This is a genomic window from Cohnella herbarum (assembly GCF_012849095.1).
Classification (GTDB): Bacteria; Bacillota; Bacilli; order Paenibacillales; family Paenibacillaceae; genus Cohnella; species Cohnella herbarum.
Window position 1 is genome coordinate 2,870,108 of sequence record NZ_CP051680.1, and the last position, 14,946, is coordinate 2,885,053.

Here is a 14,946-nt window from a genome sequence, read left to right on the forward strand (position 1 = left end):
CTCTCCTCGGCTTGATCAGATTTCGTTGTTGTTTCCTTTTCCCGACGATTCGAAGGGGAGTTTCAGCGTCACTCTCATCCCGCCCATTTCTCCCCGTTTGACGCTTACGCCGTACTCCGCTCCGAACCGGATTTGCAGTCTGCGATGCACGTTCAGCACTCCGGTGAATTCCATATCCTTGCCCTTCTCCGCGAGATCTCCTTCGAGTTTCAGCAAGTCGGCATCCTTGAGCTTCTCGCCGTTGTCTTCGACGGAGATGAACAGATTATCGTTACTAAGAACCATCGCCACGATGATCCGCCCGTCTTTGCGCCGGGACTCTAGACCGTATTGGTAGGCGTTCTCGATGAACGGTTGAACGATCAGTCTGGGCACTTTCATATCCTTACAGCCTTCCGGCAGCTCTCCGAAGTCGACTTCGATTCGGCTTTTGGCGAATCGGATATTTTGGATTTCCACGTACGTCCGCGAATGACGGATCTCCGCTTCGAGGGGAACGTCATCGGATGCGTTACGGGTTATATATTGAAAATATTCGCCCAGATGCTGGCTAAACCGGACGACGCTATCGTTGTCGTTCATCTTGGCTAAGCGATAAAGGATAAAGTAAGTGTTATACAGAAAATGAGGGTTGATTTGCGATTGCAGTTGCTTAAGCTCCGAGCTTTGGGCGCGGATTTTCTGTTCGTAGACTTCGTGAATAAGCACTTTTAATTTGTCCATCATCATATTGAATCTCTGGAAGAGGTACATGAATTCATCGTTCGATTTCGGCAAAACCATTGGCTCCATCAAACCGGCCTCGACCTTGCGGAATCCGGAGATCATCTTGTATAGAGGCTTGCGGATCAATCTGTACAGCCAATAGGAGTAGGCGACGACGATTGCCAACGATATAAAGGAGAGCATCCATAGCAGGTTGCGGTATTTCTCTATCGAACCGAGCATCTGCTCGGGAGGAACGTACGCGACGAGATCGTAGCCGAACGTCGGGGAGTGCTTAAAGGCTACCAGGTGCAAGCTGCCGTCCAAGGAAACCTGCGAGATGCCTTCCCGCGTCTCCAACTCGGTTCGTTCGTCCAGAAAGTGTGCCAGCTCGGTAACCATTTCCGCGTTTCCGTTCCCTTTTAACGACCAATTCCGTTCCGAATTGATCAGCATCGCTCCGGAATTATCGTAGTCGGTAATAGTCAGCAGCGATTGCTCGAGCGTTTCCAAGTTCAACTCTATCGATAACACGAACGTCTCCTGCATTCCGGGGAGATCGGAACCGGGATACGCGACGGCGAGAAACAGCCGGTCCTTCCAATAGAAAATACCGGGACCCTTGCGCTCGTATACGGACGCGACCGCTTCGTATTCCTCGTCCAACGTGTCGCTGATCGACTTCTCCGTGGACAGCGTTCGCTTCAACGTCAGAATGTGCGCGCTCGCGCTTTTGACGTACAAACTGGAGCCCTTGATGACTTCGAGCTTGTCTTGAATGCGCAACACCGCTTCCGACCACTCCCCGATCGTCATCGTATTGCTGATGAACGCCAAGTGCTGGACATCCTTGTCCACGACGTATCGTTGGAGCAGGCTCATCATTCGTTCATTCTCGACTTCCAACGAATTCAAGTAAAAGTCGACTTTGGACTTGAGAGATTTGGAAAGCTCTTCGCGGACGCTGGACTCGCCTAACCTGTTCATCTGAAGTCCGATCACGTAGATCGGCGCGATGACCAATAAGAAAGCGATGATCAGCTTCGGAAATATCGTCAATCTCCATTGTCTCGGCCTGCGTATGCTCATCCGTTCGTCCCCCTATTGCGCTTTCCTTGCATTCTATGTTCATCTTAAAATAAAAGCGCTTTCACAACAATAGCATCTGCCGGGTCGGGCTCTTGCTCATTACAGGAGCATAGACACGGCACAAGCCGTTCTCTCCCACGATTGCCATGGGAGGGAACGGCTTATTGTGAAACCGGGACGTTACTCGATGTTATCGACAAGGACGAAAATCGGTCTTTCGCTGACGTTAACGGTGACCTTGCCTCCGGAGATAGTCAATGCGGACGGAACGCCGTCCGTATCCCCGTTAGCCATCGTGACCAACGTAGCCGAGGACGGAGATCCCGCCAAGGACAATTGATAGTTGTTAACGGTCGTGTTGTTGCTCGTCGGGCTCCATATGACGTATCCTCCGTTTCCGCCGGTCGCGCTCTTGAACTTGTAAATTTTGACGTTGGCATTGCCCGATGCTTGCTCGCCCGAATACTTCATGCCCGTCAACCGGTTTTTCAGCGTATAGACGTAATACCACGAAATCTTCGGAACGCCTCCGGTATTCTGGCTGCTGATCAAGCCGCTGTTATCGTATTTCGTCGTACTGTTCGGATCGACGTCGCGCAGCATGTACATCGCCGCTTTATCGACGCCTGCGGCCGCGGCGGCCAGGTAGGAACGAACCAACCATTGCGCCTGTACTTCGAACTGCGAAGTCGCGCCGATCGCGGGAGCCCTTTGCACGGAAGCCGGATGCGTATCGAAACCGAACTCCGTAATCCACATTTCTTTGTCCGGCATATACCGGTTACGGTAATCTACGAATTGCTGCAACTTTTCCTTGAATGAGCTCGCTTCGGGACTGATTCCGACCGTTTCCGCCGACCCGTTCACGCTGTCGTTGCTGTAGATGTGAACGTTAATAACGTCGAACGGCACGCTGCCGCCGCGATTCCAATCCGCCCAGAACTTGAGCGCGCGGATATATTCCAGATCGGGTTTGGCTAGACCGCCCATGACGAGCTTGGCGTTCGGATCCGCGTTCTTCACTCCGAACGTGTTCCCCATCGCGCCCTGATGACCGTCATAATCCGCGCTTGCCATAGCGGCGTATTCGTAAGGGTTGAAATAAGAAGCTCGGCCGCTCCACCATGCATCCTGCTCGTTCCAGTTCTCGAAATATTTCAGCGTATTGAGACCGGTGCTCCTAGGCTGTCCAGCGGCCAGCTTAAGCTTGTTGTCCGCGACGGCCGTGCTGCCGTAACGCGCCGCGAATTGAAACATATGGTCGGCGTGCTCGGCATAAGAGGACGGCGCCAGCGCGCTTTCCCCGGTTGAAATCGGTTTGTTGCCGAAGCCGTTCGACAGCCAGTCGACGCTTCCTTGGATGGCGGGAGATACCGTTTGTCCGGCAGCTTTCAGCGTTTGATAATAGGCGTCGAAGTTCCATCCTCCGCCTCCGGCATAACTCGGGTTGAATTTGTTGGCATTGTTCGGATAACCCGGATAGACGGTCGTATGGTTCGTGAAATCCCACGCGTCTCCTTCGTCCCAGAACCAGTTGTGGTATTCCCGGACGAATCCGGCCGCTAGCATCTTATCCTTCGGATCGTCGATAAAGGCGTTGATGCCGATCAATTGATCCATCGTCGGCAGCGACGGCGGATTCGGCGACGGCGGAGTTTCCGGAGTCCCTTGAATCGTGCCGTACAGCACGATCTCGTGCATCTGGCGGCAGCAGCCGGGGAAAGTCACCTGCACGTACCGCGTCGTGATGTTCACCGAATGACCGCTCCATTTGTTCTGCTGCGACAGGTTATCGGTAAACAGAGGAGTCCAACTGAACGGCGTTCCTCCGGAGACATAGAAAGCTCCTCCACCCGCTCCGTCGTAAAGATAAACATCCGTCAAGTTATAGTCGGCCCCCAGGTCGATTACGGCGCTAGCCGGAAAATAGATCGAATTAGAGCCTGGATCCCAGCCGTTCACCGGGGAACCTCCCGCGCCCGCTTTCGGATCGCCGGACAACGATTGTTCGTCGACGAGGCGAGTCGCGTCCCCGCTAGTCGACTCGTTGAGGATCATCGATGCCGTCAGGGCGATCTTGGTGCCCGAAGGGGCTGCCGTTGTCGCTTTGCTGACAACGTTGGAAATCGCCGATACGTTCGAAGCTTCGTCGGAAGCTTTGATCGCGAAGAAATACGTCGTGCTCGGCGACAATCCGGGCACCGTCATCGTCTGACTCGTACCCGACGCGGCCGGGGCCGGTTCGCCGCTTACTTGCGTTGCGCTTGCCCAGTTCCCTGCCGTGATGTTGCTCAAGCTATAACGAATATCGTAGGAAGCCGCCGTTCCGACGTTGCCGTCATCCCCGGGCGAGGTCCACGTCAACGTCACCGAGTTGGACGAAGAGCTCGGGGCAGCGAGGTTCGAGATGGCCGAAGGCGCCGTCGTGTCCCCTCCTCCGCCGGTCCCCGTCGCCGTTCCGTAGAGAACGATCTCGGTCATATTAACGTTCGAAGCGCTTAGAGCCACCCGTACGTAACGAGTCGTCACGCTGACCGGATGCGCGTTCCAGGTCATCCAGCCGGTCAGCGGATCGGTGAACAAAGCGTTCCAACTGCCGGGACTTCCGGAGGAAACGGTAATGTTCGCAATGCCGTGGGTATCGCGCAAATAGACGGCGGACAACTCGTAATTTTGTCCGAGGTCGATGTACGCGTAAGCCGGGTAGAGCGACTCGTTCCAGCCGGCTTGCCAGTTCGTCGTCGGCGCGCCGCCGGTTCCGCCAGCAGGATCGCCGGCGAGCGCCTGCTCGTCCACGAGCAGCGTCGCGTCGCCAAGTCCCGACTCGTTCACGACCATGGACGTAGTCAAGACGATCTTCCCGCTTGCCGGCGCCGCGGCGGTTGCCCGGCTAGCGACGTTGGAGAGCGCGGAGACGTTCGATGCTTCATCGGACGCCGTCATCGCGAAGTAATATGTCGTGCCCGAAGACAATCCGGTCACGGTCATCGACTGGCTCGTTCCCGCGACGGCGGGCGCCGGCTCGCCGCCGACCGGCGTCGCGCTTGCCCAGTTGGCGGACGTAATGGTGTTCGGGCTATAGCGAACGTCGTAAGAAGTCGCGGTTCCCGCGTTGCCGTCATCGCCGGGAGCCGTCCACGTCAGCGCGACCGAGTTAGACGTCGACGAAGTCGCCGCCAAGTCGGATATCGCGGACGGAGCGGTCGCATCGCCGGTCGCCGGAGTACCGTAAAGGACAAGCTCGGTCATGTTGGTGTTCGCCGCGGATAAGGCGACCCGTACGTACCGCGTGGTCACGTTCACCGGATGCGCGTTCCACGTCATCCACCCGGAGAGCGGGTCGGTGAACAGCGCCGTCCAGTTGCCGGGACTTCCCGCGGAAATCGTAATATTCGCGATATCGTGGGTGTCGCGCAAATAGATGCTCGTGAGGTTGTAATTCTGTCCGAGATCGACGTAAGCGTAAGCCGGATATAACGACGCGTTCCAGCCCGCTTGCCAGTTCGTCGTCGGGGCGCCGCCGCTGCCGTTCGCCGGATCCCCGGCGAGCGTCTGCTCGTCCACCAATAACGTGGCGTCGCCGAGCCCCGATTCGTTCACGACCATCGACGCGGTCAGCGCGATCTTCGTTTCCGCCGCGTAAGCCGTTCCGCCGTTCGTCACGAACATCGAGCCGAATACGGCAATGAAACTCAGACAGACGATCATGAACGCCGATATTGCTCTTTTCATCGTAAATCACTCCTCAAGAATAGAATGAAAGATCATTTCGAATGAGTCAGCAGCCAAGCATAAACGTCGGAATTGCCGTAAGTATCATCCCAGCCGCCATGTCCGTTCAATTGGTAGAACGTCAATAACGGAGAAGGAGACGGCGGGACGGGACTATTGATCTGAAAATCGAAAACTTGCTCCGTCAGCCCTCTTTCGCTAACGGGATCTACGATATTCATGAAAGCCCAAGCGGGGATCCCGTTCATCCGATAAGCGTTCTCCGGCGTTATAAACACTTGATTGCCGTTTTCCGGATTGCGGATCTGGGCGGCGACCGGCAATATAGCCGCGACTTTCTCCGGATGCTCTATCGCGTAGTAGTAGGTTCCTCCTCCTCCCTTGCTAAGCCCCGTCACGTAGATCCGGTCCGGATCGATCGGGTACTTGGACATGGCATCCTTCACGAAATCGTCGATGTAGCCTGGCGTATGCCATCTCGGCGGCGGGTTCAGGTTATCTTTCAATTGCGGCGATACGACGATAAAAGGCAGGTCTTGTCCGTTTTTGATCATTTTCGGAGGACCGTGCGTCGTAACGTTGTTGATATCCGTTCCCCCTTCGCCTCCTCCATGCAGGAACAACAGCAGCGGATATTTACCGTTCGGATCGCGGTAAACTTCTTCCGGAACGTAAGCTAGGTAATGTACGCCGCCGATGCCCGGAAGCGAAGAGGTGAACTGCACTTCTTTTTGCCTGATCTGCAACGTATTGACCGAACCGTATACCGTACCGAGCCCGGAGCTTTGTCCTTCCGCTACCCAATAGGCGTAATAAGTCGCATTCTCGGAAAGCTTGCCTATCGTTCGAGTAAGTTCGAAGCCTGCTTGGCTAGCCGGAATGACGCCGTTCTTAAGGAGTGAGCCTCCGGTAGCTCCCTGAGCCGCGGCTTTAAGCGCCGAAGCCGACGGCTGAGCCTGCGACGAATTGTAGACGACGTAGTAAATGTTGCCCGCCTCTTGCGGCGTAACGATTAAATCCATCGTCGATGCTCCGCTTACGATATAGCCTCCCGGAGCGGATGTCGTGGACGCCGATAAGGGAGCGGATATCGCGGAGAGATTATTCGCCTCGTCGCTTGAGCGTATAGCGAAAAAGTACGTTTTTCCCGGCCGTAAGCCTTTGACGGTCATGGACTGGCTCGTTCCGGCGACGGAAGGCGCGGGAGCACCGGCGGCAAGCGTCGCGTCGGACCAATTCGAAGCGTCGATCGGTGCGGTTCCGAAACGGATCTCGTACCTCGCCGCTTGTCCGACCGATCCATCGTCTCCTGGCGCGGTCCAATTCAGAAGCGCGGTGATCGCTCCCGGGTTGACGGTTAGATTGGATATCGTTCCCGGCGCCGTCGTATCCGCGGTACCGGAAGTTGTCGCGCTCGAGGAATTGGAGACCGGAGCGAGATTACCCGCTTCGTCCTTGCCTCTCGCCGCGAAATAATACGTCGTCCCCGCTTTTAAGCCCTTTACCGTAATCGTCTCGGATAAGCCCGCGTTTTTCGGAAGAACGTAAATATCCGCTTGGGTTGCCTGATTCCAATTACTCGCATCGATCTGCGCGGTACTGTACCGTACCTCGTAAGTCGAAACTTTCCCCCACGTTCCCGAAGCGCCCGGCATCACGATGTCGTCGTCTCCCGGAGCGGAGAACATCAATTGAGCGGTCGAGGAATCGATGGCCGAAGCCGTCAGATTCGTGATCGCGCTTGGCGCGGACAGATCCGGCAACACTTCGAGCCTTGGCGTCTTGATGAGATCTTTGGCCTGACTGGAGCTGGACCAATAAGCTTGCGCGAACGCCGACCTATCGGGACCTTTGATCTCCGAACGGATCTCGTAGAGCTGGTTGGCCGTCAGCGCCAGCGTCGCGGACTGTTCCGCCGAAGTAGGACTGTTCCACCTGTCGATCAGAAGCTGCCCTCCTACCCACAATCGAATACCGGTGTTGGCCGACGTTTTCGTATAGAACGTATAGGTTTGAGAATAGGACGGCTTGATTTGGCCGGTTACCCGGGCGCCGAATTGAGTAAAATCGGTGGGCAGCAACCAGCTTTGAATCTCGAATTTGTCGTAAACCGCGCGACCGTTGAAAGTGCTTAATCCCGTATCCTTGTAAAATTCAGCGACCATGCCGGCCGGGTATCCTCCGCCGTCCCAATTCGTCATCACGTCGACCGAAGTCGATAGAGACGACGCGTTGCCGGCTTCGTCCTTCGCGATCACATTAAAGCCGTACAGCTTCCCTGGTTTCAATCCGGTCACCGTCAACGTCTCGGTTCCTCCCGCCGGTTGGGGCGCGAGCGATTGGCCGAAGATCGCCGATGTTTTCCACGTATCGTGCCATTCGTCCGCGTATGTCCTGTCCACGATCGTTTTGTCTCCGTAACGAACTTCGTAACTCGTCGCTTGCCCGTTGTTCCCGTCGTCCCCGGTCGCTTTCCAAGATAACGTGACGGTCGTTCCCGTCCAAGCGACGATTTTCAACGTTTTGATGGCCGCGGGGGCAACCGTATCGCCCGAAGCGAGCGTCGTCGCGCTTGGCACGTTCGACAGGACGGAGACGTTCGACGCTTCGTCCGAAGTCTTCAGCGCGAAGTGATACGTCGTGTTCGATGACAAACCGGTTATCGTCTTCGACTGGCTCGTACCCGCGGCGGTCGGAACCGGTTCGCCGCTCACTTGCGTCGCGCTTGCCCAGTTGCCTTCCGAGATGACGCTCATGCTGTAGCGGATGTCGTAAGAAGTCGCGGTTCCCGCGTTGCCATCGTCTCCGGGCGCGGTCCACGATAAGTTCACCGAGTTAGTCGTAGGCGACGAAGCAACAAGGTTCGTGACCATCGCCGGAGCGACCGTATCCGCGAGAGTGGTTGTCGCTTTGTTGACGACGTTGGAAATCGGCGATACATTCGACGCTTCGTCGGACGCTTTCATCGCGAAATGATACGTCGTGCTCGGCGACAATCCGGGCACCGTCATCGTTTGACTCGTTCCCGAGGCGGTCGGAATCGGTTCGCCGCTAACCGGCGTCGCGCTTGCCCAGTTGGTTTCCGAGATGACGCTCATGCTATAGCGGATGTCGTAGGAAGCCGCGGTTCCCACGTTGCCGTCGTCTCCGGGTGCGTTCCACGTCAGCGTGACCGAATTGGACGTCGAGGACGGAGCCGCTAAGCTTGTAATCGCCGACGGCGCTATCGTATCCCCGCCGCCGGAACCTGTAGCCGTTCCGTAGAGAACGATCTCCGTCATGTTGACGTTCGTCGCGGATAAGCCGACTCTCACATACCGAGTCGTAACGGTAACCGGATGAGAATTCCACGTCATCCAGCCGGAGAGCGGATCGGTGAACAGCGCCGTCCAGTTGCCGGGTGTGCCCGAGTATAGCGTGATGTCCGCCATGCCATGGGTATCTCGCAAATAGATGTTGGACAAATCGTAATTTTGTCCTAAGTCGATATAGGCGTAGGCGGGATACAGCGCCTGATTCCAGCCCGCTTGCCAGTTCGTCGTCGGGGCTCCGCCGGTTCCGCTCGCAGGATCTCCGGCGAGCGTCTGCTCGTCCACCAGCAGCGTGGCGTCTCCTAAGCCCGATTCGTTAACGACCATCGCGGGTGTTAAAGCGATTTTCCCGTTGCTGGGCGCAGCCGTTGTCGCTAGGCTTGTCGAATTCGATATCGCCGAGACGTTCGATGCTTCGTCGGACGTTTTCATCGCGAAATGATACGTCGTGCTCGGCGACAATCCGGGTACCGTCATCGATTGGCTCGTTCCAGCGATGGCAGGGGTCGGTTCGCCGTTGATCGGTATTGCGCTTGCCCAGTTCGCTTCGGTTATGCCGCTCGCGCTGTAGCGAATATCGTAGGACGCCGAAGTCCCTATATTGGCGTCATCGCCCGGAGCCGTCCACGTCAAAGTCACCGAATTCGACGTAGCCGAAGTAGCCGCCAAATTCGTAATTGCGGCAGGAGCGGTTACGTCTTGGCCTCCGCCAACCGGGGTTCCGTACAGGACGAGCTCCGTCATGTTTACGTTCGCCGCGGACAGTGCGACCCGCACGTACCGGGTCAACACGTTTACCGGATGAGCGTTCCACGTCATCCATCCGGAGAGCGGATCGGTGAACAGCGCCGTCCAGTTGCCGGGCGAGCCCGAGTAAAGCGTAATGGCGGCCGCGTCGTGCGTGTCCCGCAAGTAAAGGCTCGTCAGATTGTAGCTTTGTCCAAGATCGATATATGCGTATGCCGGGTACAAAGATGCGTTCCAGCCTGCTTGCCAGTTCGTCGTCGGAGCTCCGCCGCTGCCGTTCGCCGGATCGCCGGCGATCGCCTGCTCGTCCACCAGAAGCGTAGCGTCTCCTAGGCCCGATTCGTTCGTGACCATCGACGGAGTCAGGACGATTTTCGTCTCCGCCGCGTAGACACTGCCTTCGTTCGTCAGGAACAGCATGCCGAAACCGGTAACGAAACTTAGGCATACGACCATGAGTGCCGAGACTGCCCTTCTCATTAAAATCCCTCCTTCGGTTAAGTGGAGTACACCTTCAATGTATAGCGCTTTTTGAAAGTTGGATATGATACTCTGATAGCTTTTATTGTCTTTTCATATCCTTGGCTCACAATTAATTCTCAGGGCCTACCGGTTGGATTTTATGTCGAATTCTAGCGGATACCACGGTTGGGGAGCTGTCTCTCTCCTCGGTTTAAAGCGGCTTAGCAGTTATGGCTTGCTTAGGTCCTCTTATTTGGGAGCAATTTTAGGTACATTTTTGGCCTACTTTCGCTATACTCGCCATCCTTCCGTCCAACAAGGTACTCTCAGTGCGTTTCCAGGTGCGTTTTTGAAATTTCGTCGGGTGTAAGGTACTCTCAGTGCGCTCCCCGAATGGTTAGCCAAAATTCGGTAGGTCTAAGGTACTCTCAGTGCGCTTCCAGGTGCGTTATCGAAATTTCGTCGGATGTAAGGTACTCTCAGTGCGCTTCAAGGTGCTTTATCGAAATTTCGTCGGGTGTAAGGTACTCTCAGTGCGCTTCGAGGTGCGTTAGCCAAATTTCAGCGGGTGTCAAGGTTCTCTCAGTGCGTTTCGAGGTGCGTTATCGAAATTTCGTCGGATGTAAGGTACTCTCAGTGCGCTTCGAGGTGCGTTAGCCAAAATTCGGTAGGTCTAAGGTACTCTCAGTGCGTTAGCCAAATTTCGGCAAGTGTAAGGTACTCTCAGTTCGTTGTAAAAGTGCGAGCTCTATTGTGAATTGTTTAGAAAGGAATCAAGCTTATATTCTAAACGTGTTACCGCTGGCGTTGTTTAATTTATTTTCCTGAATATCCCACCGTCTATATAGTCCATTTAAAATAAAAAATCTCCCCGGGAGTCAGGGAGATCTGTGCGTAACGAGAATCCTAAAATGGTTGGCTTCAGGCGGGAAAGATTGAATTAGCATAAATTAGGTAACTATTTCGGTGGTTGCTTGACTCTGTATCCGGGGTCGCTCGTAGATCCCGATCAGCGGAGTCCTTAGCGGTAAACGCGGCCATGAAGTTGGCGGTCTCGTCCAGTTGCTGTTCATAGAAATCTGCAGGTCGTCATCCGTCGTTTCTCGCAAAATAACGCCCTTATTCATCACGCATCCTGCCTTCCGTAGAAGTCACCTTAATATTGGCCATGCGAGCCCTGCATCATTTCACGCGGAAACTTCCCTCGCCCAGCAGCTTCTCGATCTCCGCCATTAATTCCGGCGTGGGATGAACTTTGTATTCGTCGCTTAGCGCGACGGGGCGCCGTTCCCTCTGATAGATAAGCACGGTGGAAAGCTCCCCCGGATGGGCTTTAAGCAGCAATTTGAGACGGATAAGCGTAGCCGGTTGCTCATGGGGCTCGTCAATGCGGATATAGGCTCTTTGCGGCTTGCCTTCAACCGACGACGATACGCCGCCCGATGGAGCATTCGCCGACTTTGCCCCAGAGGAAGCTGGAGATGCGGCAGTTCCTTTCGCGCCAGTCGACTGATTCGCCGTCCTATTGGCATAATTGCCCCCGGATCGTGAAGCTTGCCCGATACGTCGAAGCCTGTCCGCTTGCAACTTCAAATCCGGAGCGTCCAAAGGTAAAATATCGTCCGCCAACAGCTTGTAATCCTCGTCCCCTTGTTGCACCTTCGCCCGGACGAACACTAACGAGCCTTTCTTCGTAGTGGCGGCGGCCTTCGCCCAGACGGTTGGGAAAGCGACCAGCTCCGTACCCATGATCCGGTCCTCGATTTCCAAGAATACCATCGCTTGCCCTTTGCGGGTAACGAACGGTTTCAGGGAAACGATCATTCCCGCCGTAAAAACAGTCGCTCCGTCCGTTGATTCCGCGATGTCCACGAGACGATCCAGCCGTAACTCATCCATTAAGCCATCGAACGCGTCGAGCGGATGACCGGATAAGTATAATCCCATCAGCTCGCGCTCGAGATCTAGCATTTGCGTCTGCGAATAAGGCGGAACGATTGGCAGATCCACGTTCCAGTTCGGAGACTCCGCGAAGTCGAACAGCTCGATCTGAAGCTCTTCTCGTTCTTTGCGCCATACCGCGGCGGCCGCAAGCGTCGGTTCGAGCGCCGCCAGCTGCTGAGAGCGGTGTCCCGGGAGCGATTCGAGCGCCCCCGCCTGGACAAGCGATTCAATGACCCGCTTGTTGCATACTCGCGGATCGACGCGCCTGCAGAAGTCGCTTAGACTCTCGAACGGACTCCCGCTTCTCTCCCGCATGATGCTCTCGATCGCTTGAGTACCTACGTTCTTCACGCCGGCTAACCCAAATCGGATCGATCCGAGGCTCCCTTCTTCCGCAGCCGCGACCGGCGTGAACAACACGCCGCTTTCGTTGACGTCCGGCTTCGCAACCGCGATTCCCATCCGGCGGCATTCGTCCACGTATTCCGCCGTTTTGCGTTGATTGCCTACGACCGCAGCTAGCATCGACGCCATGAAAGCAACCGGGTAATGCGCTTTGAGATACGCGGTTCGGAACGCCAGTACAGCGTATGCCGCGGCATGAGCCCGAGGGAAGCCATAATCGGCGAAACGCACGATCATATCGTACACGCTATTGGCTTCTTCTTCCGAGTAGCCGAGCTTCAAACTTCCCCGCACGAAATGCTGCCGCTGTTCATCGAGCACTTCCCGTTTCTTCTTGCTGACGGCGCGCCGCAACAAGTCCGATTGCCCTAACGTAAACCCGGCCATCGTGGAAGCGATCTGCATGATCTGTTCTTGGTACACGATGATTCCGTAAGTATCCGATAAGATCGGCTCAAGCTTGGGATGCGGATATTCCACTTCGACCAAGCCATGCTTCGCCCGTATGAATTGCGGGATAAATTCCATTGGTCCCGGACGGTACAGCGCCACCGCGGAGACGATATCCTCGAACGAGGACGGCTTCATCTCTTTTAACACCCGGCGCATACCGGAGGATTCTAATTGGAAAATTCCCGTCGTTTCTCCGCGTCCCATCAGTTCGTACGTCGGTTCATCCTCGTAGGAAACTTCCTCCCATCGGAGGTCAAGGCCGGTTTGCTCCCGAATGGAAACGAGCGACCGTTCAATAATGGACAACGTGCGCAGCCCGAGAAAATCCATTTTCAACAGCCCGACGGCTTCCAGATTTTCCATGGAATATTGCGTCAAAGGTACGCCATCGGTCCCTTCCTGAAGAGGGACGTAGTCCGTAAGCGGATCGGACGAGATCACGACGCCCGCCGCATGGGTAGACGCATGCCGCGGCATGCCTTCGACCCGTCTTGCCATCGCGATCAGCTCCGCGACGCTCGATCCTCCTTCCGCCAATGCTTTGAATTCCGAGTTGTCCCGCATCGCTCGTTCGATCGACATGCCCGGCATGCCCGGAATGAGTTTAGCCGTCTTGTCCACATCGCCATAGGGCAAATTAAGCACTCTGCCTACATCGCGAACCGCCGCGCGGGCTGCCAGCGTTCCGAACGTAATGATCTGCGCGACGTGTTCCGATCCATACTTCTCGACGACATAACGAATGACCTCGTCGCGCCGTTCGTCGCTGAAATCGATATCGATATCGGGCATGCTTATCCGTTCGGGATTCAGGAATCTTTCGAAGAGCAGCTTATACTTGAGGGGGTCTACATCGGTAATCTTCAATACATACGCGACTAAGCTTCCCGCCGAAGAGCCGCGTCCGGGTCCCGTGACGATCCCGTTCTCGTGCGCATACCGGATGAAATCCCATACGATCAGGAAATAATCGTCGAATCCCATCTCTCCGATCACGCGCAGTTCATACCGAAGCCGTTCCTCCGCTTCCTTGCGGTAATCTCCGTTTTCCCAGTCCTTGAGTGCCGCATATCGCTCGCTTAAGCCTTTCTCGCAAAGTTCCTTTAAGTACTGCGCCGCCGTGCTACCTGCGGGCAACGGATCGAATGTCGGCAAAATGTGCCGTCCGAATTCTAGCTCTAACTTGCAACTATCCGCGATTTTCACCGTGTTCGCAATCGCGTCGGGGACGTGACGGAACAGGGCGGACATCTCTTCCCCGCTCTTGAGAAACAATTGATTCGTAGAAATCTTAAACCGGTCGGGATCATCGATCGTCTTGCCGGTTCCGATGCACATCAGCACGTCTTGCAAGGAATGATCGTCTTCGTCGATATAATGCGAATCGTTAGTCGCGGCTAACGGAATTCCCAGCTCCTCGGACAACTTGATCACGTTAGCCGTGATTTTCTTCTGTTCGAGAATGCCATGATCCTGAATTTCCAAGTAATAGTCGTCTCCGAAAACTTCGCGGTAACGGATCGCCGTCGCCCTCGCCGCGTCGTACTGATCGTCCATAAGCTGGCGGGAAAGCTCGCTGCTCATGCATCCGCTTAAGCAGACAAGCCCTTCGGCATGAGCCGTTAACGCTTCGAAATCGATTCGGGGACGATAGTAGAAACCTTCCAAATGCCCGATGGAAGTCAGCTTCATCAAGTTCCGGTAACCGATTTCGTTCTTGGCTAACAGCGTTAAATGATAGGTCGGCTGTTCCTTGCGGGATTGCTTGTCATGCCGGGAGCCTGCCGTAATATAGGCTTCCATGCCGATAATCGGCTTAATGCCGTGTTCGAGGCATGCTTTATAGAAAGGAATGGTGCCATACATGACGCCGTGATCCGTTAAGGCGAGGGAAGTCATGCCGAGTTCAGCCGCTTTGGCCGCCATCTCCTTGATTCGCGCCGCTCCGTCAAGCAGGCTGTATTCGCTATGAACGTGAAGATGAACGAAATCGCACACGGGTATCCCTCTTTTCCGAAAAATCTCTTATATGAATTGTATCATAAGGGAGGATGCCAGTCCCATAGATATGATAGTGTAGCGACAAACCGCGGACGAC

Annotated in this window: 4 protein-coding genes; all 4 read right to left on the minus strand. The window is 55.4% G+C overall.

Annotation, left to right across the window (positions count from 1 at the left end; genetic code table 11):
• Positions 1 to 15 precede the first annotated feature (15 nt).
• Positions 16 to 1,794, minus strand: a complete 1,779-nt coding sequence (locus tag HH215_RS12805) for a sensor histidine kinase (RefSeq protein WP_169280260.1) — start codon at positions 1,792 to 1,794, stop codon at positions 16 to 18.
• A gap of 180 nt (positions 1,795 to 1,974) precedes the next feature.
• On the minus strand, positions 1,975 to 5,526 hold the full coding sequence (locus tag HH215_RS12810) for a fibronectin type III domain-containing protein (RefSeq protein WP_169280261.1): 3,552 nt from the start codon (positions 5,524 to 5,526) through the stop codon (positions 1,975 to 1,977).
• 32 nt (positions 5,527 to 5,558) lie between these two features.
• A complete protein-coding gene (locus tag HH215_RS12815) occupies positions 5,559 to 10,064 on the minus strand; it encodes a fibronectin type III domain-containing protein (RefSeq protein WP_169280262.1) in 4,506 nt (1,501 codons plus the stop codon).
• A 1,164-nt stretch (positions 10,065 to 11,228) separates the two neighbouring features.
• Positions 11,229 to 14,846 carry a DNA polymerase III subunit alpha gene (locus HH215_RS12820; protein WP_169280263.1) on the minus strand — a complete coding sequence of 1,206 codons (3,618 nt, stop codon included), beginning with the start codon at positions 14,844 to 14,846 and terminating at the stop codon, positions 11,229 to 11,231.
• Positions 14,847 to 14,946 lie beyond the last annotated feature (100 nt).

Coding starts and splice junctions, on each gene's coding strand:
- HH215_RS12805 (WP_169280260.1), bottom strand. CDS start 1,794: ATGAGCATACGCAGGCCGAGACAATGGAGATTGACGATATTTCCGAAG.
- HH215_RS12810 (WP_169280261.1), bottom strand. CDS start 5,526: ATGAAAAGAGCAATATCGGCGTTCATGATCGTCTGTCTGAGTTTCATT.
- HH215_RS12815 (WP_169280262.1), bottom strand. CDS start 10,064: ATGAGAAGGGCAGTCTCGGCACTCATGGTCGTATGCCTAAGTTTCGTT.